The 26,368-nt window shown below is 68.5% G+C and carries 20 protein-coding genes; 15 read left to right on the top strand and 5 right to left on the bottom strand.

The features are described 5' to 3' along the window. Positions 1–9: 9 nt before the first annotated feature. The 3 genes from WMF29_RS29710 to WMF29_RS29700 all read right to left on the bottom strand — a co-directional run bounded on the left by WMF29_RS29710 (position 10) and on the right by WMF29_RS29700 (position 6,280). Positions 10–3,201 (bottom strand): CARDB domain-containing protein, encoded by a 3,192-nt coding sequence (locus WMF29_RS29710; RefSeq protein ID WP_437323514.1) that lies wholly within the window; start codon positions 3,199–3,201, stop codon positions 10–12. A gap of 389 nt (positions 3,202–3,590) precedes the next feature. Then, the gene (locus tag WMF29_RS29705) at positions 3,591–4,433 is read right to left on the bottom strand and encodes an ABC transporter ATP-binding protein (protein ID WP_437323513.1); all 843 of its coding nucleotides are present in this window, start codon (positions 4,431–4,433) and stop codon (positions 3,591–3,593) included. A gap of 62 nt (positions 4,434–4,495) precedes the next feature. After that, positions 4,496–6,280 (bottom strand): SUMF1/EgtB/PvdO family nonheme iron enzyme, encoded by a 1,785-nt coding sequence (locus tag WMF29_RS29700; protein WP_437323512.1) that lies wholly within the window; start codon positions 6,278–6,280, stop codon positions 4,496–4,498. A gap of 102 nt (positions 6,281–6,382) precedes the next feature. Here WMF29_RS29700 and WMF29_RS29695 point away from each other — a divergent pair, with 102 nt between their 5' ends. Both WMF29_RS29695 and WMF29_RS29690 read left to right on the top strand, forming a co-directional pair. Continuing rightward, positions 6,383–7,168, top strand: coding sequence for an aldo/keto reductase (locus WMF29_RS29695; protein WP_437323511.1), 786 nt, complete (start codon positions 6,383–6,385; stop codon positions 7,166–7,168). Between the two features lie 14 nt (positions 7,169–7,182). Beyond that, entirely contained in the window at positions 7,183–8,157 is a 975-nt protein-coding gene (locus WMF29_RS29690) for an NAD(P)-dependent oxidoreductase (protein ID WP_437323510.1), read from the top strand. 34 nt (positions 8,158–8,191) lie between these two features. Here WMF29_RS29690 and WMF29_RS29685 read toward each other — a convergent pair whose 3' ends face one another. Together WMF29_RS29685 and WMF29_RS29680 are read right to left on the bottom strand one after the other, a co-directional pair. Beyond that, positions 8,192–8,449, bottom strand: coding sequence for a hypothetical protein (locus WMF29_RS29685; RefSeq protein WP_437323509.1), 258 nt, complete (start codon positions 8,447–8,449; stop codon positions 8,192–8,194). A gap of 306 nt (positions 8,450–8,755) precedes the next feature. Further along, positions 8,756–8,899 carry a hypothetical protein gene (locus WMF29_RS29680; RefSeq protein WP_272094423.1) on the bottom strand — a complete coding sequence of 48 codons (144 nt, stop codon included), beginning with the start codon at positions 8,897–8,899 and terminating at the stop codon, positions 8,756–8,758. Positions 8,900–9,103: 204 nt separating this feature from the next. Here WMF29_RS29680 and WMF29_RS29675 point away from each other — a divergent pair, with 204 nt between their 5' ends. From WMF29_RS29675 to WMF29_RS29615, 13 genes are all read left to right on the top strand, one after another. Beyond that, positions 9,104–9,511 carry a hypothetical protein gene (locus tag WMF29_RS29675; protein ID WP_437323508.1) on the top strand — a complete coding sequence of 136 codons (408 nt, stop codon included), beginning with the start codon at positions 9,104–9,106 and terminating at the stop codon, positions 9,509–9,511. 74 nt (positions 9,512–9,585) lie between these two features. Beyond that, entirely contained in the window at positions 9,586–10,596 is a 1,011-nt protein-coding gene (locus WMF29_RS29670) for a hypothetical protein (protein WP_437323507.1), read from the top strand. Positions 10,597–10,605: 9 nt separating this feature from the next. Further along, the gene (locus WMF29_RS29665; protein ID WP_437323506.1) at positions 10,606–12,588 is read left to right on the top strand and encodes a tetratricopeptide repeat protein; all 1,983 of its coding nucleotides are present in this window, start codon (positions 10,606–10,608) and stop codon (positions 12,586–12,588) included. 278 nt (positions 12,589–12,866) lie between these two features. Next, on the top strand, positions 12,867–13,625 hold the full coding sequence (locus tag WMF29_RS29660; protein ID WP_437323505.1) for a sialate O-acetylesterase: 759 nt from the start codon (positions 12,867–12,869) through the stop codon (positions 13,623–13,625). 9 nt (positions 13,626–13,634) lie between these two features. Continuing rightward, positions 13,635–15,092: an MBOAT family O-acyltransferase gene (locus tag WMF29_RS29655; RefSeq protein WP_437323504.1), complete on the top strand. Its 1,458-nt coding sequence runs from the start codon at positions 13,635–13,637 to the stop codon at positions 15,090–15,092. Positions 15,093–15,101: 9 nt separating this feature from the next. Continuing rightward, positions 15,102–16,409 (top strand): alginate O-acetyltransferase AlgX-related protein, encoded by a 1,308-nt coding sequence (locus tag WMF29_RS29650; RefSeq protein WP_437323503.1) that lies wholly within the window; start codon positions 15,102–15,104, stop codon positions 16,407–16,409. Between the two features lies 1 nt (position 16,410). Then, positions 16,411–17,370 (top strand): NAD-dependent epimerase/dehydratase family protein, encoded by a 960-nt coding sequence (locus tag WMF29_RS29645; protein WP_437323502.1) that lies wholly within the window; start codon positions 16,411–16,413, stop codon positions 17,368–17,370. Then, positions 17,371–18,414, top strand: a complete 1,044-nt coding sequence (locus tag WMF29_RS29640) for a hypothetical protein (protein ID WP_437323501.1) — start codon at positions 17,371–17,373, stop codon at positions 18,412–18,414. A gap of 17 nt (positions 18,415–18,431) precedes the next feature. Beyond that, a complete protein-coding gene (locus WMF29_RS29635) occupies positions 18,432–19,490 on the top strand; it encodes an NAD-dependent epimerase/dehydratase family protein (protein WP_437323500.1) in 1,059 nt (352 codons plus the stop codon). Next, positions 19,487–20,206, top strand: coding sequence for a glycosyltransferase family 2 protein (locus tag WMF29_RS29630; RefSeq protein ID WP_437323499.1), 720 nt, complete (start codon positions 19,487–19,489; stop codon positions 20,204–20,206). The genes WMF29_RS29635 and WMF29_RS29630 overlap by 4 nt, the downstream gene beginning before the upstream one ends. Further along, positions 20,193–22,238 (top strand): alginate O-acetyltransferase AlgX-related protein, encoded by a 2,046-nt coding sequence (locus tag WMF29_RS29625; protein WP_437323498.1) that lies wholly within the window; start codon positions 20,193–20,195, stop codon positions 22,236–22,238. The genes WMF29_RS29630 and WMF29_RS29625 overlap by 14 nt, the downstream gene beginning before the upstream one ends. Further along, a complete protein-coding gene (locus WMF29_RS29620; protein WP_437323497.1) occupies positions 22,235–23,089 on the top strand; it encodes a transglutaminase family protein in 855 nt (284 codons plus the stop codon). Before WMF29_RS29625 ends, WMF29_RS29620 begins: the two co-directional genes overlap by 4 nt. Before the next feature lie 822 nt (positions 23,090–23,911). Beyond that, a complete protein-coding gene (locus tag WMF29_RS29615; RefSeq protein ID WP_437323496.1) occupies positions 23,912–26,092 on the top strand; it encodes an FG-GAP-like repeat-containing protein in 2,181 nt (726 codons plus the stop codon). Positions 26,093–26,368 lie beyond the last annotated feature (276 nt).

The raw sequence follows: 26,368 nt of genomic DNA, 5'->3' as shown, positions 1-26,368 counted from the left end.
GCCGGCGCGTCAATTGATCTCCGGGCACAGGAGCTTGTCCGAGGCGGCGTCCTTGTTGTTCCCGTCGTTGCACTCGTCGATCGCCCCGTCCGGATCGACGACGGCGTAGATCAGGATCGACAGGTTCGACGGGAACTTCTCGATGGTGGCGGTGAGATCCACGCTCGCCCCTGGCGCGATCGGCCCCGGGATGACCTCCTCGTGGAGCACCGTCCCGCCCTGGCCGGGATCGCCCGCGTAGTACCGGATCCGCACGTCGCTGGCCGGCGCGGAGCCGGCGTTGGTGACGGTCGTCGGGACGTCGACCTGCTTCCTGTTGCACTTCGCGCCGGTCACCCGGCCGATCTCGATCTGGAGGTCCGGGCGCGCGCTGCCGGCGTCGAGCGGCGCGGTGAGCGCGTTGTTGTCCTCGTGGCACTCGCGCTCGACGGCGTCCTCGTCGACGACCGCGCGCAGGCGGGCGGGCAGCGTCCCCTGCGCGTTGTTCGCGGCGTCGTACCTCACCGTCAGGAGCAGCGAGCTGTGCGGCTCGATGCTGCTCTGGAGGACGAACTGCAGCGGGGCGAGGTCCTCACCGTAGAGCGGCTCATCGACGTCCGGCGTGTCCCACTCGCCGTAGAAGTTGATGGCGACGCCGGGGCCCACGCGGAGATCGCCGAGGTTCTCGACGCGCACCGTGATGGCGATCTCGTCGGTGAGCTCGCCGCAGGTCGCGTCCGGGGACGAGACCTGGATGCCGCTCAGCGCGAGATCCGGCGCGATGCCGTACGACCGCGGGTTCGAGCGGTAGGTGTTGTAGACGCGGCCGCCGTACGCCTTCCAGCTCTCGGGCTCCCGCACGGGGATGCCGCCGTTCTCGAGCACGTTCGTCACGTGGTAGCTGTGCTGGTTCCAGATGCGGCGCGCCGAGACCCAGAGGTCCTTCTGCGCGCCCCAGACCTCGAGGCCGTTGTTGTAGTCGGCGCCCTCCGAGCAGTGGTTGGACTCGTTCGAGGTGCCGAACACGATCTCCGCGTTGCCGTCGTTGTCGACGTCGGCGACGATCGGGTACTCGGACCGGGTTCGGCTCGGCGAGTGCTCCTTGAACAGGACGTCGGCCGTCACGCCGTCGTAGATGCGGAAGTAGCACTCGTCGTTGTAGATGACCTCGGCGGCGCCGTCGCCGTTGAAGTCGAACACGCTCGACCCGGTGGTGCGGCTCGAGTCGTCCTCGGTCAAGCGCTGCCAGCCGTTGTGGTAGCAGACGCAGGTGCCCCGCTGCTGGTTGCACGTCGCCGCGCCCGGGGCGCCGCAGTCCTCGTCGGTGGTGCACGGCTTCCCGTTCGGGGTCCGCGGCGGGTTGCCCTGGAGCCCCGTCCCCGCGTCGGTGAACGCGTTGGGCCACGCCGGGCACTCGGCCGTCGGCTCCTGGAGATCGAACATCATGTAGCGGAGGCCGAACGCCGTGCCGACCTCGGGGAAGCCGTCGCCGTCGAAGTCGTCCACGTTCGGGGCGCCGCCGTCGAAGGTGGTGCCCTCGGCCGTCATCACCTGGTGGCGCTGGATGGTGCCGTTCTGCCCGTTGAGCACGAAGAAGTGCCCGTTGTTGAACAGGATCACCTCCGGGCGCTGATCGAGCGGGTTGTTCGGCCCGGGCGCGGCGGCCTGGTTGCGCCCGAGGATGTCGGCCACGGCGCAGAGGCCGTCTCGCTGCGCGTTCGGGATCTGGGCCGTGCCGTTGACGATCTGCCCGTCCCAGAGCTCGAGGAGCCTCCCCTCGCAGAACGCCGTCGCGTCCTCGTTGGCGTAGGGCGGCGTGCACCCGGCCCTGCTCGTCACGCCGGCCGGCGGGCGGGGCAGCCGGTAGGCGGTGCTGCCCGCGACGATCTCAAGCCGGGGGTCGTCGTCGAGGTTCGCGACGCACGCGATGGGCCCGAGCCGGTTCTGCGGGTTCGTCGGTGACCCCTGTATCCCTTGAGCCTTGTCGCCCTTGAAGTGGTCGACGATCGAGAGCGCGCGGGTGTCCTTGTCGACGCTGAGCGTGAACACGTGCGGCCCGACCACGATCTCCGGGAGCCCCTCTCCGTCGATGTTGGCGAGCGCGGGCGACGGCTCGTTGTAGCCCGTCCAGATCTCGTTCATGAGGACCTTGGTCTCGCCCGTGTTGCTGAAGATCTGGAGCCCTGTCTTCGTCACCTCCGTGGCCCCAGACCCCGTCACGACGGCGGTGATCGCGACGATCTCGGGGACGCCGTCGCCGTCGAGATCGCCGACGGCCAGCCCGGCGGTCGGCATCAGCGTCGCGTCGGCGCAGGCGTAGGGCGCGTCGATGGGGTCGCCTTCGTGCCAGACCTGCCCGCCGAGCACCGCGAAGTAGTTCTCTCCCTTGCGGGGCCCGCCGCCGTGGATCGCCCGGAGGACGCCCTGCTTGCCGAAATTCGAGCCGCAGAACGTCGTGAAGATGATCTCGGGGAAGTCGAGCTCGTTGATGAGCCCGTCGCCGTTGTCGTCGTCGAGGTTGGCGACGAGCGGCGTCATGACGGTCTGCGCCGAGGTCTTGAACGGGCTGTTGGCGGCGTCGGAGTTGGCGCGGTTCTGCCCTCCCCACTGGATCTCGTTCTGCGGCAGGGCGCCCGCGAACGGCTCCGGCGGCAAGAGGCACGTCGGCGCGGCGCCGGTGCCTGCGCAGGAGCCGACCTCGCAGGCGGCGTACGTCGGGCAGTCCCAGTCGTCCTCGCAGGGGCAGCTGGCGTGCCCCGCGCCGTCGTCGGTGCACGTGCTCTCGAAGTAGGCCGCTCCGCCGCACGTGAAGAGCTCGCTCGTCGTGCTGCCGTTCGACACGCACAGCCGGAGGCTGTCGCCGTCGCACGTCCGGGCGCCGGCCGTGCAGGCGTCGACGACGCAGATGGTGCCGTTGCAGAACTGGTCGACGGCGCACTGGAGGTCGCTCTCGCACGCGATATCGACGCAGCGCGCCCCTGCATCCGGGGGCGTCTCGCACACCTCGGTCGCGTCGCAGGTGAGGTCGTCGCACGTGTTGTTGACGCAGGTGCCTTGTCCGTCCTCCTCCTCGCAGTGCTGGTCCGCCCGGCAGCTCACGCCCTCACAGCCAGTCCCGCCGCCGGCGCCGCCCGAGGCGGCCATCGACCCGACGAAACCGCCGCCTTCGCTCGAGCTGCTGCTCGCGCCGCCGTCGCCCCCGCCGCCATCGCCGGGCGGCATCACGACATCCGGATCGCCGCCGCAGGCGGCTACAGCGAACAAAAACCAAGGAAGGGCGCGGGGAAGCAACCGCCGGGGGCACGTGGGCATGAGGCGATTGTACGAGCGCGCTGTCGGCATGGAAGCGCGTTCGCGCGCGGGATCGTGCGGCGAGTGGGAGCTCTGCCCACGATCGGCGTCGCTCGCGGCGGCGGTCAGCGGCAAGCGGGGAGAGTAGAAGCGGGCCACGCGGGCCGTGGGGACGGCCGCTGTGGGGGCGGAGAGCTCCGGCGCACGGAGGGTATTGGGGGCGACCTGGGTGCGACTGCCGATCGCGCTGCCCACGCTCGATAGCGGGAGTGTCGTGCAGCGCCGGAGTCCGACAGCGCGCTAGTTCCGCCCGCGGGGCCTCACGCCCCGCCGCTCTCCAGCGCCTCTTGCAGCGCGCGCACCTCGCGCGCGAACGCGGGCTCGGTGCGCAGCGCGGCCGTCCGCTCGTCCGGCAGCGCCAGCGTGCGGTCGGCGACGACGCGCGCCGGCCGCGGGGACAGGACGACGGCGCGCTCGGCGAGGTAGGCGGCCTCGGTGATCGAGTGCGTCACGAAGAGCACCGTCATGCCGAGCTCGGCCCAGAGCGCGCGGAGCTCGTCGTCGAGCCGGCTCCTCGTGAGCTCGTCGAGCGCGGCGAACGGCTCGTCGAGCAGGAGCAGCCGCGGGCGCGTGACCAGCGCGCGGGCCAGCGATACGCGCATGCGCATGCCGCCGGAGAGCTCGGCCGGGTAGCGCGCGCCCGCGTCGGCCAGGCCGACCTGGACGAGCGCGGCCCGCGCCGCCGCGTGGCGCTCGTCGAGCGGCGCGCCGGCGAGCTCGAGCGGCAGGGCGGCGTTCTCGAGGACGCTCCGCCAGGGCAGGAGGTGGGCGTCCTGGAAGACGTACGCGAGGGGCGCGCGCGCGCCGCCTGCGCCGCTTCCGCCGCCCTGCGCCTCCTCGGCCTCCACGACGGCCGCGCCGGCGTCGGCGCGGTCCAGCCCGGCGACGAGCCGCAGCAGGGTGGATTTGCCGCACCCGGAGGGCCCGAGCAGCGCGACGAACGCGCCGGGCGCGATGTCGAGATCGATGCCGTCGATCGCGATCACGCCGGGGACGCCGTCCCTCGGCCCGCGGCCCGCGTCGTCCAGCACCGGGAAGACGCGCCGGACGCCGGTCAGCCGCACGCGGACGCCGCCGCTCGCCCTGGCCTTGTTCGTCTGCATCTGCGCCCGGCGTTCTATCCGCGCCGCCGCCGGTTGACCAGGCGCTCGTGCGCCGCGCGCCCTCAGCTCGCCGATGCCGTTCGCACGCAGCGGAAGCCGCCGCCGGCGAAGCGGTAGTGCGCCTCGAAGCTCGTGCGCGCCCAGGTGCGGAGCGACTGCGCGCCGTACATCCACGAGCCGCCGCGCATCACGAGCAGCGGCCGATCTGAAGGCCGCGTGTTGCGCGGGTTGTGGGAGGGGCCGTCCGCGTAGAAGTGCGGATCGTCGTAGTCCTCGCACCACTCCCACACGTTGCCGGCGAGGTCGAGGATGCCATACGGGGAGGCGCCCCCCGGCAGCGAGCCGACCGGCACCGTCCCGCCCTCGCGGTTGTCGTAGTTCGCGCGCGTGGGCCCGGGCTCGGCGCGCCCCCACGGGTATTTGCGGCCGTCGGTGCCGCGCGCGGCCTTCTCCCACTCGGCCTCGGTCGGCAGGCGCTTGCCGGCCCAGTTGGCGTAGGCCCGCGCGTCGTCCCACGACACGTACACCACCGGGTGGTCCTCGAGGCCCGCGGGGATCTCGCCGCGCCTGAAATGGGCGAGGAGCCTGCTCGCGTCGTCGTCGTCGGGGCGATACCCGGTCACGTCGAGGAACGCCTTGAACTGGCGGTTCGTGACCGGCGTGCGATCCATGTAGAAGGCGTCGACATGGACCTTCCTGCGCTGCTGCCCGCTCAGGAACGGCCCGCCGGGGACGAGGATCATCTGCTCGCCGGTCTTCTCGCGGACCGTCGGCGCGAGCTCGCGCCCATCGGACGAGGGCCGCGACGGGGCGGGCGAGAACTCCGAGAGCGCCTCGTCGAGCCGCGCCCGGAACTCCGCGCACGACGCCGGCCTCCCTGCCGGGTCCTTCGACAGCGCGTCGAGCACGAGCCGGTCGAGGGCCGGCGGGAGGTCGGGGCGCAGCGACGAGGGGGGCGCCGGGGCGTCGGCGACGTGGGCCATCATCACGGCGAAGTGGTTGGGGCTGTCGAACGGCACCTGCCCTGTCGTCAGCTTGTAGAGCGTCACGCCGAGAGAGTAGATGTCCGAGCGCCTATCCGCGGCGTGGGGGCTCTTCACCTGCTCGGGCGACATGTAACAACACGTCCCGAGGAACGCGCCGCTCAGCGTGTACGTCGTCCCCTCCAGGATCTTGGCGATGCCGAAGTCGACGATCTTGGGGGACAGGCCGTCTTTCCCGGTCGTGACGAGGATGTTGTCGGGCTTGAGGTCGCGGTGGATGATGCCCATGCGGTGCCCCTCGTCCATCGCGTCGAGGACGCCGCCGAACAGCGCGCGGATCTCCTGGAAGGGGATGCGCCCGCGCCACCGCTCGAGGTGCCTCACCAGCGTCGACCCGTCGACGTACTCCATGACGATCGCGAGCAGGTGATCGCGCTCGACGAAATCGTAGACGGCGACCACGTTGTCGTGGCTCCACGAGCGGAGCACCCGCGCTTCCCGCGCGAACCGCCGCCGGATCTCCGGGTTGCCGCAGAGGTTCGAGTGCAGGCATTTGACGGCCACGACGCGCTCGCGCGCCCGGTCGTAAGCGCGGTAGACGACGCCCATGCCGCCCTCGCCGAGCGTCGACTCGATGCGATAGACGCTGATCTCCGTCCCGGGCAAGAGCCGCACCGGCGGCAGCGGCAGGGAGGTTGGCGGCAGCCCGACGGCGCCGGGCTGCGTCGCGGGGAACGCCGTCGGGGCGAGGGCGGGGCCGGGATCCGGGGCGGTGACGAGCCGGCCGCACGAGGGGCAGAAGCGGGCGTTCTCCGGGAGCGGAGCGCTGCAGCCGGCGCACCGGGGAGGCGAGTCCTGGCCCATCGGTGGCCCGGGAGTCTCGCACAGGTCGGGGCGGCCGTGGGCGGCGAATGTGTGGCGCCCCGGGGCCGGTGACATCGACGGAGGTGATGTAAGATCCGGCCCATGGACGACTGGCTCCACCGCGCGCCGACCGCCTTTCGCGGCAAGCGCATCTTCCGGCTCGGGCTCGCGGCGAACTACGGCATCGACGAGGGCGGGGTGCGCGCGGCGATGGACCGCGGCGTCAACCTCTTCCTCTGGACGATGCGCTCGGGCGGGCTCGGCAACCCGCTGCGCGAGGCGCTGAAGGGGCGCCGCGACAGCGTGGCGGTGGTCGGTTTCGCGCAGGCCGGCTGGTTCGGCTGGGGCGTGCGCCGGGGCGCCGAGAAGCTGCTCCGGGAGCTCGGGACCGAACACCTCGATGTCTATCTGCTCGGCTGGCTCGGCGTCGGGTCTGCCTGGACGAGCGCGACCGAGCGCGAGCTCGTGCACCTGCGCGAGAGCGGCAAGGTGCGGGCGCTCGGGGTGAGCATCCACGATCGCGCGCGGGCAGGCAGCCTGGCCGAGTCGTCGCCGCTCGACCTGCTCATGATCCGCTACAACGCCGCGCACCCCGGCGCGGAGCGTGACATCTTCCCGCGCGTGCGCGACGCGAAGCCGAGCATCCTCGCCTACACGGCGACGGCGTGGCGTCGGCTGCTGAAGCAGCCGAAGGGCTGGGAGCGCCCGGCGATGACGGCCGGCGACTGCTATCGATTCCAGCTCTCCAGCCCGCACGTGGATCTCGCGCTGACGGGGCCGAAGAGCCGCGCCGAGGTGGAGGCGAACCTCGACGCGCTCGCGAAGGGCCCGCTCACCGCGGACGAGGAGGCGTGGATGCGGGAGTTCGGGCGCGCCGTGCACGGGTGAGGGGGGAGGCGTCGGTGGATCGGCTGATCATCGTGAGCACCGTTGTTCTGCCGGCGGAGGCGGCGCGCTCGCTCTCGGAGGGCGTCGCGCCGCACGCGCTTGAGCTGGCCGCGGCGCGCTCCGCGAAGAACCTCGCCGTCGTCGAGCCGGATCCGCTCGTTCTGGGCGCCGAGGTCGTCTTCGGCCAGCCGCACCCGGACGACGTGTGCGCGGCGCCGCGGCTCCGCTGGGTGCACCTCAGCACCGCGGGGTACGCCCGCTACGACGTGGCAGCCGTGCGCGCCGCGCTCGCCGCCCGCGGCGCCGCCCTGACGACGAGCAGCGGTGTCTACGCCGATCCCTGCGCGGAGCACGCGCTCGCGTTCCTGCTCTCGGCCTCGCGGCGGCTGCCCGAGTGCCTCGAGAACCAGCTCGGCCCGCGCGGCTGGCCCGACGCCTCCGTGCGGTCGAGGAGCGCGCTCCTGCGCGGCCGGCGGGTGCTCCTGCTCGGCTTCGGCGCCATCGGCCGCCGCCTCGCCGAGCTGCTCGCCCCGTTCGATGTGGATCTGCGCGTCCTGCGCGCCCGCCCCCGCGGCGGCGAGCCTTTCCGCGTGGTCGTGAGGGAGGAGCTGGGCGACGCGTTCGCCTGGGCGGATCACGTGGTCTCGAGCCTGCCCGAGGCCGAGGGCACGCGGCGGCTGGTCTCGGCCGCGCTGCTCGCGCGGATGCGGCCGGACGCGTGGTTCTACAACGTCGGCCGGGGCGTCACGGTGGACCAGGCCGCGCTGCTCGAGGCGCTCGAGGCGCGCCGCATCGCGGGCGCGTACATCGACGTGACGGATCCCGAGCCGCTGCCGCCGGAGCACCCGCTCTGGCGCGCCCCGGGCTGCACCATCACGCCGCACACGGCTGGCGGGCGGCGCGAGGAGCCGATGGCGCAGGTCGAGCATTTCCTGGCGAACCTGCGGCGGTTCGAGCGGGGGGAGCCGCTCGCGGACAGGGTGATCTGAGGCGGCGGCGCGCGCCGGGCAGTGGGGCGGCGCGTCACTCCAGCTGGATCTGATACCGAGGCAACGGGTCTCTGCTCGTCCCCCGCAGCCACCTGGCGTCGGGCCGCCACGCGCCGTTCATCTCCTCGCGGCAGCGCGTCTCGGCCGTCATCGTCCCCCCGGAGAACAGGAGGAGATTGTCCTGGAGCGGGTATCCCGGCACCCATTGCGGCGCGGGCGCGCCGAAGGTGCCGGCGGAGACGCGCTCGAGCCGCCTGCCGCCCGGGCTCATGTCGCACCGTGATGAGCTCATCGCGACGCGTGAATCGCATGTTCGCCGCTTGCTCTCCTTTGATGATCAGCTCGGCGAGCTTGATGTCCTTCTGGCGACCCATCTGGATGATCCGGAATCGACCGGAGAGGTCGGGCAGCGCCTCAATGAAGGAGTTGCCGATCGGGTTGATCCCGATGAGGATCACCTTGGCCTAAGGCCGCTCCTGAGCCGCGAGGATCTTCCTACGGCAGCCGGCGCAGAGCGAGACAAGTGGCGCGTCGGCGTGCCGCGGGCACACCTCGCCCTCCGGGCGTCGATCTGGCCCGGGATGTTTGTCGCGATGCGCTACGCGGCGTCGCCGAGCGCCTTATGGCGCAGGACGGTGTTCTTCCAGTACGGCGGTCCCCGGTCGGGTGAGCGGCCAGGAACGTCGGTCGGCTCGCCGAGCGCGGAGAGGAAGCGGGCGATGCTGCTTGGCTCGGTCACCATGGCGGCTCTCGCGCACCCCGCCGTAAATTACCAGCGGTAGTGCTGCCTTCACGGTGGAAAGATGCCGACAGCCTGGAGCGATCTCCGGCGTGGGTTGCTTCATCTCCAGAATCGGCGCTTGCCTTGTTGCAAGATCAACCTTTCTCGCCCTATTCTGCGACGATGATTCATTCAAGCCGACGCCAGTTTGGTCGCCAAGCGTTTATGAGCGTGCTGCTGCTCGCAATAGCCGGTGTCGAGCGGAGCGCCCGGGCGGACGGGGTCGCACCCCTGGAATTGACGGCGAAGCTCGTTGAAATTCCCTCCAAGATGCCCCCCGATGACCTGTACGATTACGCCTACGTGATGCGCTACCAGGTCCAGGGCGGGCCGCTCGACAAGCAGTTCATCCTTGTCGCGCACTACAAGCCGCTCGTGCCGCGCTCCAAGATCAAGGACAAGATGAAGGAGCAGGTCGGCGGCAAGCTGCGCAGCTTCAACCAAGGCGACGTTCACCAGATGAAATTGACGGCTGATCTGAAAGCCATCTGGAAAGGTGCACTCGTAGACGAATATGCCGCCACGGATCGCGGGAGCGTTCGCTACTGGTGCCTCCAGGTCGACCCAGCTTGACCTTGCGCTCGGGAGAAACTCGATTGAACTTCAGACGACTACGTGTCCCGGGCGCCTGGCTGGTAACATGTGGTTTGGCCGCGGTCGCCAGCTTTCCGTTCATTGCGGCCGAGCGGGCGGCTCGGCAAAACGATGTGCGAGTGGCCCGCCTGGAGGCGACCCTCGGCGAGCGAGGCGGCGCGCTCGCCGAGCTCGGACCAGCGCTGTCTTTACGAGTTTCACGGCTGGAAGGCCTGCTCTCGAGCTGGGAGACGATCGGCGGCTGCGGAGCCGGTGCCTCCACGGGCGCGGGGGGCGGAATCAAATGGATCGGCCACAGCGTGACCGGGGGGCTATTCGAGCAGCAGACACTCGGCACGTACACGCACCTGGACGACGGCTACAACCTCAGCCTCAGCCCTCAAGTCTCGCGTAATTTGAACGAGAAATGGAATGTGGGGCTCGTGGTTCCGCTGCTCTACAAGTACTACCGCGACTACTACGGCCTGCCCGTGGACATCTCGAACTCCGGCGTGGGCGACGTCGCGGGGTTCGTCACGCGGCGCTTCGGCGAGATCAACTCCACCAGCCTGACGTTGCAGGTCGGTGTCCCGACCGGCGTGCACGACGCCCAGTACAAGAACGACTATCTCACGCAGGAAAAGCAGCTCGGCCTTGGCAAGGTGAGCGGCAGCCTGACGCTCGACCACACGATCGACAAGACGTGGGGGCTGATCGTGCTGGGCGGCTCGTTCGGCTACCGCGGCGGGGAAAACGAGCTGGGCAACTACCGCGCACCGGCGGCCGCGATCTACGGCTACTCGGGCTATTTCTGGGGGCCGCTGGTGCCGTCGCTCGGCCTTTCGCTGTCGCATTTCTTCGGTGCGGATCGTGACCGTGGGCTTGACCAGGAGGTGCAGCTGTGGGCAGTCACCGGCACGCTCGCCGTGGAGTGGTCGAACGCCTGGCTGGCGATCCTGGGGGGCGTGTCGCTGCCGCTCGGCTGGGACAAGCGCGGAGTCGTCGACGGCGCCGAGAGCAGCAGCCAGGGCGCGAGCCTGCAGCCGTGGACGGCAGGCATCGGCTTCACCGTCTCACCGTTCTGAGAAGTGGTCATGTTGCCCGTCGCCGCCCTGATCCGCCATCGCACGCCGCTCGTCGCGGCGTTGCTCGGCCTGGGTGCGGCCTCGACGGGGCTCGCGCCTTCGGCCGACGGTGACATCTGGTGGCACCTCGCGGCAGGTCGCGAAATGGTCGCTCGGCGCGGGCTCCTGTTCACCGATCCCTTCTCGGTCAGCGCGCAAGGGCGTGCCTGGGTCGACGTGCACTGGCTTTTTCAGCTTGCGGTGTACGCGGTGCACCAGGCGGTCGGCCTCGTCGGGCTTGTTCTGGTCAAGTGCGCGCTGATCGGCCTGGGCGCGGGCTTCCTCTACTTCGCGGTCGAAGCGCGGCGCGGCTCGTGGGCGAGGGGGCTCCTCGTGACGTCGCTGGTCGGCGGGCTCCTGGCGGCTCGCTCGCTCTTGCTCGTCCGGCCCGTGATAGGCACGCTCGTCCTGCTCGCGTTCTTCTGGTTCGCGCTCGAGCGCTTTCGGCGCGACGGCCGGGTCCGGCATCTGCTGCTATTGCCCTTGGCGCAGCTGGTTTGGGCGAATTTCCAGGGCCTTTCGGCGCTTGGCCCCGCGGTGATCGCGGCGTACGCGGTGGCGGCGCTCGGCTGGGCGAGCTTTGGCCAGACGCGTGCGTGGCCATTTGCGCGCGAACACGCCGGTGCGCTGGCACCGTGGGCGCGGGTACAGCAGCTGTTCGCGACGCTAGGGGGGTGTTTGCTGGCGACGTGCCTCACGCCGTTCGGCTTGCGCGGCGCAGCGTTGCCGGCGCTCCTGCTCGGGCGCTTGTTGCCCGGCGAGCACCAGGTCTTCGCCCACGACGTGGCGGAGAACCTACCGCCCTTCGAGCTCGAACGCCTTTCAGACGGCGAGTTCTGGCACTTCAAATGGTGTTTGGCCCTGCTCGCTCTGTCCGTGCTCCTGGCCGGGCGCCGCTTGAGACTGAGCCATGCGCTGCTGCTGCTCGGCTTCGCCGGGCTGGCGTTGATGAGCAACCGCAACGTGCTCCTGCTGTACTGGGTCGGGGCGCCGATCTTCGCGGTCAACCTGGCCCCGGCGCTCCGGCGGCTTTGTGTCTCGCGCTTTCGCCGCGCGGGCGTGCGCGTGGCGGTGGGTCTCAACGCGGTGCTCCTGAGCGCGCTGCTGCTCGTTTCGGCATCGGCGGCGGCGCGCGAGTCGCCGCTGGCGGATCCGAGCCCGTTCCGGGTGCCGGCCGAGAGCGCTGTGCGCCTCGACGCGCTGCCCGGGGGCGACGTCTTTGCGGCCGATCATTACGGAGGCTACCTGATCTGGCGGCTCTATCCGCGGTTTCGGCCGTACATCGACACCCGGCTCGTGTTGCGCACCGCCGACGAGTTTGCCGAATACCTGAGGCTCGCGGACGAGCCAGAGCGTTTCGAAGCTTTTCAGGCGCGTCATTCCTTCGCCTACGTGGTCTTGCCGGTGATGTTCCCCGAGCGCTACCAGCGCTTGATTGGCCACCTCTACGCGAGCGCCGATTGGAAGCTACTCTACACGGACGGCTCGGAGGTGCTGTTTGCTCGCCGCGACCTTACGCCCGGCGTCGCGGAGCAGCCGCTCCGTGAAGTCAGCGAGACGGACCGCACCTTGGTCCAGCTGGGGCAGCGCTTAGCGGATTCCCCAAAGGTGCACGCCGCGGCACGTCTGAGCCTGGCCACGTTGCACGGCGTGCTCGGTCAGTTCGAGCAAGCGGAGCGTGCGCTCGCAGGCCTCGACACGCCGCAAGCCCGAGCCCTCGAAGCGCGTCTTCGCTTTGCAGCGGGTGAGCTCGATGCCGCCGAGCGGCTCGCCCGGCAGAGCTTGGTTTCCCAGCACGACGACGTCGGGAGCCTGAATCTCATGGCGTTGATCGCCCTGCGAAGGGGCGAATCGGCGCAAGGCCTGGGCTTTCTACGGCGTGCCTTGCGCGTCCGGCCTTTCGACCCCGAAGCGACGCGGATTCTGGTGAACTTGGAGGAGAGTCGACGATGAAAACACTTCTCAACGTGAGCCTGTCCAGGTCTCGGTGGGCGCTCGTTTCGTTGTTCGCGCTGGTCGGCGGGCTCGCCTGCGGGGTCGTCGAGCACCCGCACGACACGCAGGCCGTCGAGACGGACGACGACTTCGGGGCATCGAGCGGCGCTGGGGCGGCGACCACTACGGGTGGAGCTTCGGTTGGCGGTGCCATGACCGCGGCGAGCGGGAGCGGCGGCGGCGGGAGCAGCGGGACCAGCGACGTGGGGTCCGGCGGTGGGTCGGCGCCTTCGGGCGTGACCATCAACCTTGGAGGCGTCGACGTTCCGAGGGAGCACGCGATCGCCTTCATTCACATCGGTCACTCCAACATGGCCGGTCGCGCCACGAGGCCCCAAAGCTCACGCCCGTTCCATTTCACGGAGACCCATCCGCACGCCTTCATGTACCACCCTGGCTCGGCGCCGGAGCTCGCGATCGAGCCGAAAACCGCGGGTGACACCGACGCCGGCGGGCCGGGTACGGCGCTGGTCAAGGAAGCCGCGATGCTCGCGCCCGACTACTATTTCATCTCGCTCGGGTTTGGGTGGCCCTCGGCCTACTGCTCCCAGTTCATCCCGGGCGGCCTCTATTACGACAAGCTGATCGCCGCACCGAAGGCCATCAAGGGGCGGGTGACCTTCGGCGGTATCTTCATCTATCTCGGGATCACCGAGCGACACGGCTCTGCCGCCGATCGCTCCGGCTTTGCCCAATGCATCAATACTCTCGTGACCGCCATTCGCAACGACGTCGGCGAGCCGACGCTGCCTGCAATGATGAACGACTACGAGGTGGAAGGCTCGGGCGAGTTCGTGGTCGGCGGCGCCGTGGCGAACGCCATCCGTCCCGAGATCGAAAAATGCCCGAGCGTGGTGTCGAACTTCGCGCTCGTCTCGGCCGAGGGCGTGGGCATGCAAGACGACCATCACTTCAATCTGGACGGCCATCGCACCTGGGTGCAACGAGCGCTCGCGACGATGAAGGACAAGGGCTGGCGCCCGTGGGCCCCGTGAGCCGCTGATATGGTCTTTTCCAGCCATATCTTCCTGTTCTACTTCTTGCCGCTGGTACTGGCCGCGTACTACGCCCTGCCGGTCCGGGCTCGCACGGCCCTCATCGCCGTGTCGAGCTACGTATTTTACGGCTGGGCGAACCCGCGCTGGGCCGTGATCATGTTCTTCGGCTCGAGCGTCGACTACGTGTGCGGCCTCTTGCTTCTGAAGATGTCACGGCTGCCCGACGTCGACGGCTTACCGCCCGTGATCGGCCCCGAGGTCGTGCGGACCCGCCAGATGAAGCTGGTGCTGGCGACGTCCATCGTCACCAACCTCGGGCTGCTCGCGGTGTTCAAATACACGGGCTTCGTCGCCGAGAACATCAACGCGCTCGGCGCGCTCTTCGGCAGCTCGACGCAAATCGTGCCGGTCTTGCACGTCGTTTTGCCGGTGGGCATCTCCTTTTACACGTTCAAGGCGATGAGCTACGCCATCGACGTGTACCGCGGTGACGCCCGACCGATGCGGCGCTTCACCGACTACATGTGTTTCGAGGCCTTTTTCCCCGACTTGGTGGCGGGCCCCATCATCCGTTATGCGGCGCTCGAGGAACAAATGCGCGTGCGCCAGCACACGCTCGACAAGTTCGCGCGCGGCGTCGCGTTCTTCTCGCTGGGAATGGGCAAGAAGATTCTGCTGGCCAACCCGATGGGGCACATCGCCGATACGGCGTTCGCCGGCGGCGCCAAGCACTTCTACGACGCGTGGTTCGGGCTGGTCGCTTACGCGTTCCAGATCTACTTCGATTTCTCCGGCTACTCAGACATGGCCGTGGGCCTGGCGCTGATGCTCGGCTTCGTGCTGATCCAGAACTTCGACTCACCCTACAAGTCGCGCAGCATCACGGAGTTCTGGCGGCGCTGGCATATCAGCCTGTCCACGTGGCTGCGCGACTATTTGTACATCCCGCTCGGTGGCAATCGCAAAGGCCCTCTGCGCACGTACGCCAACTTGATGGTTGTCATGCTGCTCGGTGGGCTCTGGCACGGCGCCAGCTGGAACTTCGTCATCTGGGGCGGCATTCACGGTGGCATGCTCGGGGTGGAGCGCTGGCTCGGTAAAGCTCATCCGCTGCGCCGCCTGCCACCTGCTGTCGGCGTCGCCTTCACCTTCTTGATCGTGTGCTTGTCGTGGGTGTTCTTCCGCGCCAAGACGCTCGAGCAGGCGGTGACCTACCTGGGCTCGCTGTTTGGGCTCGCCGCCGTTTCGCCGGCGGCGGACGTCGTGGCGGGCGCGCTCCACCCACAGTACTACGTGGGGCTCTTCGCTTTGGCCGCGGTCGTGATCTTCGGCATGCCCAACAGTTGGGAGCTCACGCGGCGCTTGTCCTGGCCCCGTACCGCGTTCGTGACGGCCGCGATGGTGCTCGCGACGTTGATGATGTGGACGCAGACCATCAACCCGTTCCTGTACTTTCAGTTCTGAGGCCGCGCGATGCAACGTACCTTGCCTCCCTCGTCCTCCGCAATCGAACGCAGTGGCGGTCCGACCGACCCCACAGGCGACGAGCAGCTGCGCCGCGGCATCATCGCGACCGACGTGAGTCGCGGCGCGGCCTGGTTGCTCACGCTGCTGTTCCTGGGGGCGATCTACGCTGTTCCGCTCGCGCAGGCCTACCTCGAGAAGCGCGAGGGTGAGGAATCGCCTCTCGCGGATTTGGTGCGCCGCCCACCGACGGCCGAGAACCTGCGTCAGCTCGAGAAGGGCATCGAGGACGCTTCGTACGCCAAGTCCTGGGTCCAGCCCCGCGTGCAGCTGCTGCTCACCCGTCTGGCTCGTGTTGGCAACAAGCTCGCGGTCGTCGGACACGGCGGCTGGCTCTATTACACGCCCGGTGTGCAGCACGTCAGCGGGCCCGGATTCTTGGAGCCCGAGGTGCTGCGGGGCCGCGCCAGGGAAGCCCTCGACGCAGGCGAGGAGCCCATCCACCCGGATCCGCGACCCGCCATCTTGGCGTTCCAGCAAGCGCTCGCGCAACGCGGGATTCGCCTCGTCCTCCTGCCGATGCCGGACAAGGCTGGGATCGAGCCGGGTCCACTCCTCGGGCGTGATGGGCGCGTCGAAATGGCGCAGAATGTCGACTATGACCGCTTCTTGAGCGAGCTCCGAGCAGCCGGCGTGGCCGTCCTCGACGCGCGCCGCAGCGTGCCTGAGCCCCGTACCGAGCCGCTCTTCCTGGCTCAAGACACGCATTTTACGCCCGGCTACATGGAGCGCATCGCCGCCGACCTCGGCCAGCTCGTGATCGGGCTCGGGGTGTTGCCAGAGCTGGCAGAGAAGCCCGTGCTGCACGGCGTTCCGCAGCCGGCTTCGCGCGTCGGTGATCTGGTCGACATGCTCAAGCTGCCCGACGATCAGAGCCTGTTTCAACCGGAGAGCGTGGTCGTGCACCAGGTGCAGGACGCGGCCGGCACGCCCTGGGAGCCTGACGAGAGCGCCGATGTGCTCCTGCTCGGCGACAGCTTCACCAACATCTTCACGCTCGAGGGGATGGGCTGGGGCAATGCGTCCGGCCTGGCCCCGCACTTGGCCCTGGCGCTTGGTCGCCCCCTCGACGTGATCGCGCAGAACGACTCCGGTGCCTTCGCTACGCGCCAGGCGCTCGCGCGCGAGCTGAACGCCGGCCAAGATCGCCTGGCGGGCAAGCGCGTGGTGGTCTGGGAGTTCGCTTCGCGCGAGCTGTCGGTCGGAAATTGGATTCCCCTGGATTTCCCGACTCCCAAGCCTGCGGGGGCTCCGTAGGATGCCGACAGCCCTGGTCACTGGCGCCGCCGGCGTGATGGGTGCCCGCTTGACGGCGCGGCTGCGCAAGGCGGGCTGGCAAGTGCGAGCGCTCGTGCTGCCCGGTGATCCGTTGCGAGCGCGCATCGACGCGCTGGGCTGCGAGGTGCGCGAAGGCGACATCAGCGATCCGAACACATTGGCCGGCGTGTGTCGCGGCGTCGACCTCGTCTACCACCTGGCCGCCATCATCATTACCCACGACCCCACGATGTATCAGCGCGTCAACCGCGACGGCACGGCGCACCTCGTTGCGGAGGCGCGAAGAGCGGGGGTGCCGCACTTCGTGTACGTCTCGTCGGCCTCGGTCGTTTACCCCCGTCGCACGCGCTATGCCGAGTCCAAGCTAGAGGCCGAGCGTCTCGTCCAGGGCTCAGGGCTCACCTACACGATCGTGCGGCCCACGCTGGTTTACGAGCAGGGCGGCGGTCAGGAGCTCCTGATGTTCCTCGACTACTTGCGGCGGTTTCCGGTGGTGCCGTTCATCGGCGCCGGGGGCGCGCTCAAGAGGCCCGTTTGGTCCGAGGATATCGTCGACGGCCTCGTGCGGCTCGCCAATGCGCCGATCGCGCACGGCAAGATCTACAACTTCAGCGGCGCGGAGGTGATTTCGATGCGCGAGCTGGCGGAGCTGCTGCTGCTGCATCACGATCGGCCTCGGCCCTTCTTGCACCTACCGGTGTGGGCGTGCCGGGCGCTAGCAGCCGTGCTCCCCGTGTTCATGAAGCGGCCCCCGCTCACCTCGAGCGCGATAGCCGGCATCGTCAACGACGCCGATCTCGACCCGACCGAAGCCATGAACGACCTCGGCTACGCGCCGCTCGGCGTGCGCGCCGGGTTGCGTCGCTGTTTCCCTTCACCCGCCGTCGAGGCGGCCACCCTCGCACCTCGCGCGAGTGGAGCTCGAGAAAGGACAAATTAGATGAGCCTGCGTTTCCCACTGCGGCAAGTTGGTACTCTGTGCTGCTCGGCTGTGCTCGGATGCTCGGCCTTTTCGGGCGAGCCCCCGAAGGGGGCCGACGAAGCCCCGCCCGCGGAGGACGTCGCGCTGATGCGCGAGGTCGGCGAGAAGGCCAACGGCACCATCGTCTGGTCCAGCTCCCGCGTGGGCAATCACGACCTGTTCACGATGAAGACCGACGGCTCGGACGTCAAACAGATCACCAAGGGCGACGAGGTCGACTGGTTCCCGAGGTTCTCTCCGAGCGGCGCGCAGATCCTGTTTTGTCGCAGCAAACAAGGCTGGGTGAGCGAACGCGACGCCAACACCAGCGACAAATGGGACATCTACACGATCAAGCCGGACGGGGCCGAGCCGAAGAAGGTCGTCGAGAGCGCGAGCTGGGGTAGCTGGATTTCGGAGGATGAGATCCTGTTCGTACGCGGCACGAAGGTCTTTCGCAGCAAGCTCGGCAGCGGCGAAGAGACGCAGTTGATGGACAGCGAGGGCGTATCCGAGCTGGACGGCGCCTTGCTGCAGCAGCCGGAGCTTTCGAGTGACGGCAAGTACCTCGCCATCACGCTGCGCGGTTCGAAGCGCGAAACCGGCATCTGGAACATCGCCAAGAAGGCCTGGACCCAGACCGGGCTGGGCTGCCAGGTGAACTGGACGCCGGATCACACGGCCATCTACTGGGTTCACCCGACCGGGAACGGCGATAGCCGGCTGCTGCGCATGCCGATCGATGACGGCACGCCGCCGAAGGACGTCGACCTGGACAAGCTCCAGTTCATGGACTTGCCGGGGCGCCGCTCGCACGAGTACTTCCCGCAGCTGTCGCGCGACGGCAAATGGCTGGTCTGGGGCATCACCCAGCGCGGTCACGACCACGACACCGCCGACTACGAGATTTACCTGTGGGAGGTGGGCACGCCGCCCGAGAAGGCCGCGCGCCTCACCTACAACTCGGCCAATGATCGCTGGCCCGACATCTTCATTCCGTCCGCCGGGAGCGGCTCACCGTGAGGGAAACGCGCATCGCCGTGGTCGGCGCGGGCGGCTTCATCGGCTCGCACCTGGTGCCGGCTTTGCTTGAACGCTTCGCCTGCCAGGTCGACGCCGTCGACGTGGATCTGACCAAGCTCGAGTGTTGGGACCCGCGCGTGCGGCGCATCGAGGCGCGCGTCGAGGCGCCGGGGCTCGTCGAGGACGTGACCGAGCGCTGTCAGGTCGTGATCTCGCTCACGGCGCTTTGCAACCCAGCCCAGTACTCGACCATCCCGCTGGAGGTCATCGACGCCAGCTTCACGCACCTGTTGCCGCTCGTGAAGCGCTGCGCGGAGCGCGCCGTGCGCTTGATTCATTTCTCGACCGCCGAGGTTTACGGGCGCACCGCGCTGGACGCGCAGGGGCTGCCGACCGCGCGTATGCACGAGGACGACTCGTGCTTCTTGCTCGGCCCGGTGGGGCGCGAGCGCTGGACGTACGCGTGCGCCAAGCAGCTGCTCGAGCGGGTGATCTGGGCGCACGGTCAGCACGGCGCGTTGCCGTTCACGATCATTCGGCCTTTCAACACCATCGGCGCGCGCATGGACTTCCTGCCCGGCATCGACGGGGAGGGGACACCCCGCGTACTGGCCTGCTTCATGAGCGCGCTGCTGCGAGGGGAGCCTCTGCCGCTCGTGGGCGGCGGCGCGCAACGGCGGGCGTTCATGGACGTGAGCGACATGGTCGAAGCCGTGTGCCGCGTGCTCGAGCGGCCGAAGCAAAGTAGAGGTCAGATCTTCAACATCGGTAACCCGGACAATAACGTCAGTATCGCGGAGCTCGCTCGGCTGTTGGCCGACGCTTTCGCTGAGCGGTTACCCGGGCGCGCGCCTGCCCAGTTTCGCGCGGTGTCGGCCGCCGAGTTCTATGGCCCCGGCTACGACGACACGCAGGAACGCGTCCCCGACGTTCAGAAAGCGCAGCGGCTGCTCGGTTGGAAGCCCCAGCAGCGCCTGGCCACCTCCTTGCCGCCGATCGTGCACGACTACGTCGAGCGCTACGGCGCTCGCGTCGCAGCGGCATCCTCGCTCTCCCAGCTCGCGAGCTCCGCATGAAGGTAACGGTCGTCATCCCTGCGTACAACGCTGCCCGGCACATCGAGTCGGTGCTGGAGCGCGTCGGCGGCTTGGCTTCGTCGGGGCTCACCCACGTGGTGGTCGTCGACGACGGCAGTCGCGACGACACGGCCCGTCGGGTCGAGCGCTACAGCTCGTCGGCGTTTCGCCTCAGCTTGCTCCGGCGGCGCAACAACGGCGGTTACGGTGCGGCGATGAAGGACGGTCTGGCCAAGGCTTGCGCCGATGCGCCGGAGCTGGTCGCCTGTATCCACGCCGACGGTCAGTACGCGCCCGAGGCCTTGCCTGGGCTGATCGGGGAGCTTTCGCGTCGCGGGCTCGATCTGCTGCAGGGCTCGCGCATCGCGGCGGGCACGGCCTTGCAGGGGGGTATGCCCCTCTACAAGTACGTCGGCAATGCGCTGCTGAACCGCATCGAGAACCGGACGCTGTCGCTTTCGATGACTGACTACCACAGCGGCTACCTTCTCTATGGACCGCGCGCGCTAGCGCTGCCGTTTCACGACCTGTCTGACAGCTTCGATTTCGATCTGGAGGTCATCGCCTCGGCGCGGGCACGTGGGCTTTCGGTCGGCGAGGCGCCGGTGCCCACGCACTACGGGGACGAGGTCTCGCACCTGAACCCGCTGACGTACGGGCTCCGGGTGCTTCGAGTGATGTGGAACTATCGTCGAGGTCGCTATGACGCAGCGTAAGCGCGCACTTGGGGTTTGGGGCTTGCTCGCCGCCGCATCGGCGCTTGGCATTGTTGCTTGTCACGCCGGGTCTGCGAAATTTCCCTGGGGTGATGCGAGAGCGGGCACGCGCGTCGAGCACGCTTACGTCCATACGCTGAACGAAGGCTATGCGCGAACGCGCTCGCAGGTCTGGGTGCGTGAGGTGGCACGCCCGACGCGCGCCGCGCTCGACTACGCCGCCTATCACAGCAACTTCATGATCGCCGACCCGGAGCCAGAGACGCCCATGTCGGCTGCGGGCACGCCCGATACCTCGCACGCGTTCGCGGGTCAGCTCGACCAGGGCAGCCTGACGAGCGATCTCGCGAAGACGCCGCTCTCGCCGGTCGAGCAGCAGCAAGCGTTGGCTTTCGCGCCGCTGTCGGAGTTCTTGCAAGCGCACAAGGTAGCGGGGGCCGAAGCGCTGGCCGAGGTTGGCTCAGCCGTGCGCAGCGAGCGGTGGGGCCTGCAGTTGCCGCCCGGCACCTCCGGCCAGCTCCTGAGCGAGGTGTTCGTTCATCAGGCCGCGTCGGGCGCAGTGGAGTTGTGGGCCAAGGTAGAGTTTCAGCCTTGGTTCAAGCCTTTTGCGGGCTCCGCCGATCAGGACGGGGACGGCTTTCCCGAGCTCTATGGCCGGGTGGCGCCTGGCGTCGTCACTCCCGTGCTTGTGGCTGCGATTCAGAAGGACTACGTGGCGCCAGTGCTGTCGCCGAGCGAGGTGAAGGCTTGGGCGAACCAGCTCTCGTCGTATTGGTACCCGTCCTTCAACACCGATCTCATGCCGGTGGGACCGAGCTTTCCGGACGCGCAGACCGAGCCCTACATCAAGCAAGAGCTGGGCGGGCGCGCCTTTCCGGCGCCGACCATCGTGCTGCGCGGCAAGCCGCAAGGCAAAGCGACGTACAACGTCTTTCTGGTGCGTGGCGAAGACGCGGCGCTCGCGGCCGCTGCGCCCGCGAAGCCGGCGCTCCGGCTGAGCAAGACACGTCCGTCGCCGAATCCCGCGCCGGGGCTCGAGACGGTGCAGCGCGAGCTGGCCCAGGCGGGCGGCTCTTGGCCGAAGTGGATGGCCAAGCTCGCGCCGACCCATGACGCCCTGAAGAAGCGGCTCAAAGGCATGCCGCCGAAGGTCAAGGCGCTGGCTGGGCGAGATGGCTTTCTGTTCTACCGCAACGACCTCGAATACGTCAGCGGTGGTGATCTCGAGCAGCAACCCAAGGGAAAGAACCCGCTGCCGGTGATCCTCGAGTTCAAGAAGCTGCTCGACGAGCAGGGGGTCGACTTCTTGTTCGTGCCGGTCCCGACGAAGCTCGAGGTGTATCCGGAAAAGTTGGACCCCGCTTTCACAGCGCTCTCGGGTCAGGTCATCAATCCGGCGTTCCGCAAGCTGGTCGAGAGGCTCAGCAAGGAAGGCGTGGAGATCGTGGACCTGCTGCCGGCATTCCTGCAGGCAAAGGTCACGAGCGCAGCGGAGCCGTTTCTGTTCCAGCACCAAGACACGCACTGGACCGACCGTGGGCTGCGCTTGGCCGCAGACCTCTTGGCCACCCGCGTGAAGAAGTACCCCTGGTACGCCGATCTCGCCAAGCAGAAGCGCGCTTACGACTTGCGCGAAACCAGCTTCACCCGGTTCGGCGATCTGCATTCGCGACTGCCGGAAGCTGAGCAGAAAAAATACGCGCCTGAGACGCTCGTGGCGCACCAGGTCGTTGCCGACGGCAAGCCGTACGACGACGACCCGGATAGCCCGGTCGTGCTCTTGGGCGACAGCTTCACCGCCGTCTATGAGCTGACGGACGCCGAGCACGCTGGCGTCTCGGCGCACGTCGCGCGTGGCATCGCGTATCCGCTCGACTTGGTCATGAGCTACGGCGGTGGCCCCAACGTGCGGCAAAAGCTACTGCGCCGCAGCGTCGAGGCGCTCGGCACGAAGAAGCTGGTCATCTGGATGATGACGGCGCGTGATCTCTACAACTACTGGGAAGACTGGGAGCCGCTGAAGAAGCCATGAAGCGCCGCTCGCTCCTGCTGTTGCTCGCGGGCAGCGGCTGCTGGCGCGCTCCGCGCCGAGAGCTTGCGTTCGGCCGCGCCCTGATCGGCCTGGCCCGTGACGCCGCGTTTGTCGACGAGGGCCAGGTGACCTGGAGCCTGACGGAGCTCTCGCGTCTCGTCGACGAGGCGGAGAGCGCGCTCGCTTCGTCGCCCCAGCGCTCACCTGCTTCGGTGTTGAGTGAGCTCTTGTTCGGTCGTTGGAGCTTCGTGCGCGAAGTGACCGACACGAATCTAGCCTTCGTGTGCCTGCCCGGCGTGCTGGAGCGCCGCCGCGGAAGCTGCGTTGGCCTTGGTACCTTGTTTCTCGCGCTGGCTGACGCGCTCGGCTATTCGGCGTCCGGGGTGATGATGCCTGGGCACTTCTACGTGCGGGTGCAGGAACAGGGCGGCGCGCGCAACGTGGAGCTGCTGCGCGCCGGTGAGGCGATGCCGGACGCGTGGTACGGCCAGCGCTTTCCGGTACCGGGCGGCTCGGCGCGCGAATACGCGCGTCCACTCAGCCAATCCGAGGTGCTGGGCGTCGTCGAATACAACGTCGGCAACGAACGGCGCCGGCAGCTACGGCTGACCGAAGCGCGAGCGGCCTTCATCCGCGCCACCGGCTTCTTTCCGGAGCTGTCCGAGGCCCACGCCAGCCTTGGCGCCGTCGAACAGCTGCTCGGTAATCTCGAGAGCGCGGAGGCAAGCTACCTTCGCGCTTGCAACGCCAATCCGCACTTGCCCGGCATCGAGCAGAACCTTTCGCTCCTGGCAGCGGAGCGCACGACCGCGACGACTCCGCGGGCGTGCCCACTGCCGCCGAGCTACTGATTGGCAAGGGAATCTCGCTAGGGCGTGTCGGCAAAGCTGCTCGCGCCTCGAATCGTCGCTCGCCCTCCCTCGAGATCCTCCAAGGGTAGGCGCTCCGCAGACCGCGTCTTTTCGCTGGCCAGATTCGGTTGCACGCTACGTGACGTCAGATGAGCGCCGTGCCCTCGCCGAGCGAAGAGGAGCGAGCGATGCCAGGAAGCAACGACGGTGCTCGGTAACAGCTGAGGCGCCGTCCGGGGCAGAATCGCGTTAGGTCACCCGGGTCGGTTCAGCGATGTGTTGAGAGTTATGTCGCCTGTGCACAAACGTCGCCGTCTGTGCAGCAGACAAACGATAGCGCCTCTCCGCCGGCGTGATTCACAAACGTGAATGACATGGGTCGATGCATTTTCGATTTGCGTGACTCGACCGGTCCGTAGCATCCGGGCGGACACTCCTCGGTCGTTTTCGACAGAGTGCCCGCCGTCGTTCAGGGAAGTGAGGGGTGCGCTCCGCGGCTGAGGCATTCAGGCAGCAGCGGGGCGCGGCGGGGCTCCGGGGCTGTTCGTGACCGGTGTCGCGGTGTGCGCGAGACCGGGAAAACGGGCCTGATGAGGCGGTGTGCCCTGTTTTCAGCGCGATTTCAGCACGGGAGCCGGTGGTTCGTGCGGCGGCGCGCTGAAAGACGCGCATGGGGCTGCCTCGACATCACCTCCGCAGACGGAGTGTTCACGCTGGCATCGATCTTGAATTGTTGAGTCGGACGACCTGAGGTTTCTTCAGCCAGCGCAGGCTCGCCATCGCGCGGCACCCCCCCGCTTGAACCCAAACAGAGGACAAACGATGCGCTCTCGCAAGAGCTCTCTTCTCGGCTATCTGGCGATCCCTGCTTTCACCACCCTGCTGCTCGCAAGCTGCACCAGCGCCGGCCCCTCCGCGGCCGACCGCGATGGGGACGATGTCGTGGGCGAAGCCCATGGCGCGCTCACCCCTGCGCAGTGCAACTACTTCGACGTCAACGGTACGGTCCAGCTCTGTCACAGGACCGGCTCTGCGACGAAGCCGTACACGATCATTCGCGTCAGCGAGCAGGCGTGCGTCAACGCGCACAGCGCTCATGCCGGCGACTACGTCACCAGCCTCGACCCGAGCTCGCCGACCTACGACCCGACCTGCGGCGGCCAGGGATGTCTGGCTGTGAACGCGCCGTGCGACCCCACGGTGCCGTGTTGCGACGGCCTCACCTGTAAGAGCGGCACCTGCACGGATGTCGACGAGTGCGCCCTGGGCACCGACAACTGCGACGCGAACGCTGCGTGCACCAACACGCCGGGCTCGTTCACCTGCGCCTGCAACGCAGGGTACTCCGGCGACGGCGTCACGTGCACGGACAACGACGAGTGCGCCCTCGGCACCGACAGCTGCGGCGCGAACGCCACGTGCACCAACACGGCGGGCTCGTTCACCTGCGCCTGCGGCGCGGGCTACTCCGGCGACGGCGTGACGTGCACCGACGTCGACGAGTGCGCCGCCGCCACGGCCAACTGCGACGCGAACGCGACGTGCACCAACACGCCGGGCTCGTTCACCTGCGCCTGCAACGTGGGCTACTCCGGCGACGGCGCCACGTGCACGGAGATCGACGAGTGCGCGCCCAACCCGTGCCAGAACGACGGGACCTGCACCGACGGTCTCAACAGCTACACCTGCGAGTGCGCGCCCACCTACGAGGGGACCAACTGCGAGGCATGTGAAGGCACCCTCGCGGACTGCAACGGGCTCACGTCCGACGGCTGCGAGGCGAACGTCCAGAGCGACGCCTCCCACTGCGGCGCCTGCAACAGCGCGTGCGCGGCGGGTCAAATCTGCTCGAACGGCAGCTGCCAGACCCCGCCCTCCGGCCAGGTCCCCGGCACGCCGACCAGCGTCTCCGTGCCCCACAACCCGCTGGCTCCGGCGATCGCGGATGTGAATGGCGACGGCAAGCTCGACGTCCTGGTGGCCAACGCCGAATCCGGGTCGTTGCTGCTTCCCTCCGGGTCGCTCTCCGTGTTTCACGGCAACGGCGACGCGACCGTCCAGCCGGAACTCTACACCACCGGCGCCCCGCTCTCCAGCAACGCGGTCGTGGCGGTGGACGTGGACGGCGACGGGTGGCTCGACGCCGTCACCGTCGACGGCCAGGCCAACCTGCCCCTCATCAGCGGGAGCATCAGCGTCTACCGGAACCTGGGCCCGAGCGCGCCCGGGACCTTCGGCGCGCCGACGAGCTTCACCACCGGCACCCCGGGCTCCGTCCACCTCTGCACCGGGGACTTCGATCACGACGGGGCGGCCGACATCGCCACCACCAGCGTGACCCTGAACCAGGTGAGCGTGATGTTCGGCTCCGGCACGGGCAGCTTCGGCGCGCCCACGCTCATCTCCATCTTGAGCACGGGCGGCGTGCAGTCGAGCATCGCCTGCCGCGATCTGAACGGCGACGGCTCTTCCGATCTCGTGGTGACGAGCCCCGGCTCCGCACGCCTGTCGATCCTCCTCAACCAGGGCAACGGCTCGTTCGCCGCGCCGGTCGCCTACACCAACGCCGTTGGCGGCCAGACGGCGGGCATCGCCTTCGGCGACGCCGACGGGGACGGCAAGCTCGACATCCTCTCGAACGGCGCGGCCGGCCGGTACCTCTTCTTCTTCAAGGGGAACGGTAACGGCACGTTCGCGAGCGGCGTTCAGTCCGCCGCCGCGCCGACCACGAGCGCCAACTCGGCGCTGGGGGTCGTGGCCAGTGATTTCAACGGCGATGGGAAGCTCGACGCCTACATCCTGGTCACCACGTCGTCGGGCGGCGTCCGCCCGATGACCGGCAACGGCAACGGGACCTTCGTCGCTGGCACCGTCGTCTCGACCGGCACCTCGCCCGGCGCCAACGCCATCGCCGCCGCGGACCTGGATGCCGATGGGTACGACGATCTCATCCTGACCAACAGGGGATCCGGAACCCTCACTGTGATCCCCAACGGACTCTGACCCGCCTTTCCGCCCTTTTTTTATTTACGTGGCTCGCCTGGTTGGAGCATCCTACGTGAGCTGAAAGCTCTCCATCGACGGCGGATCGTATGGAGCCGTTTCGCACGATGAGGGGCGCGCTCTGCAGCTGAGGCATTCAGGCAGCAGTAGCAGCGGAGCGCGCCTGAACCCGAGGGGCTGCTCGTGCTTGAACCCGTGATGTGCGCGGTACCGGGCAAACGGGCCCGATGAGGTGGCGTGCACTGATTTTCGCGCGAACTCAGCGCGGGATCCGGC

Origin of the sequence: Sorangium sp. So ce381 (genome assembly GCF_051473845.1) — a bacterium.
Lineage (GTDB): Bacteria > Myxococcota_A > Polyangia > Polyangiales > Polyangiaceae > Sorangium > Sorangium atrum.
This window is presented reverse-complemented; position numbering and strand designations above follow the sequence as displayed.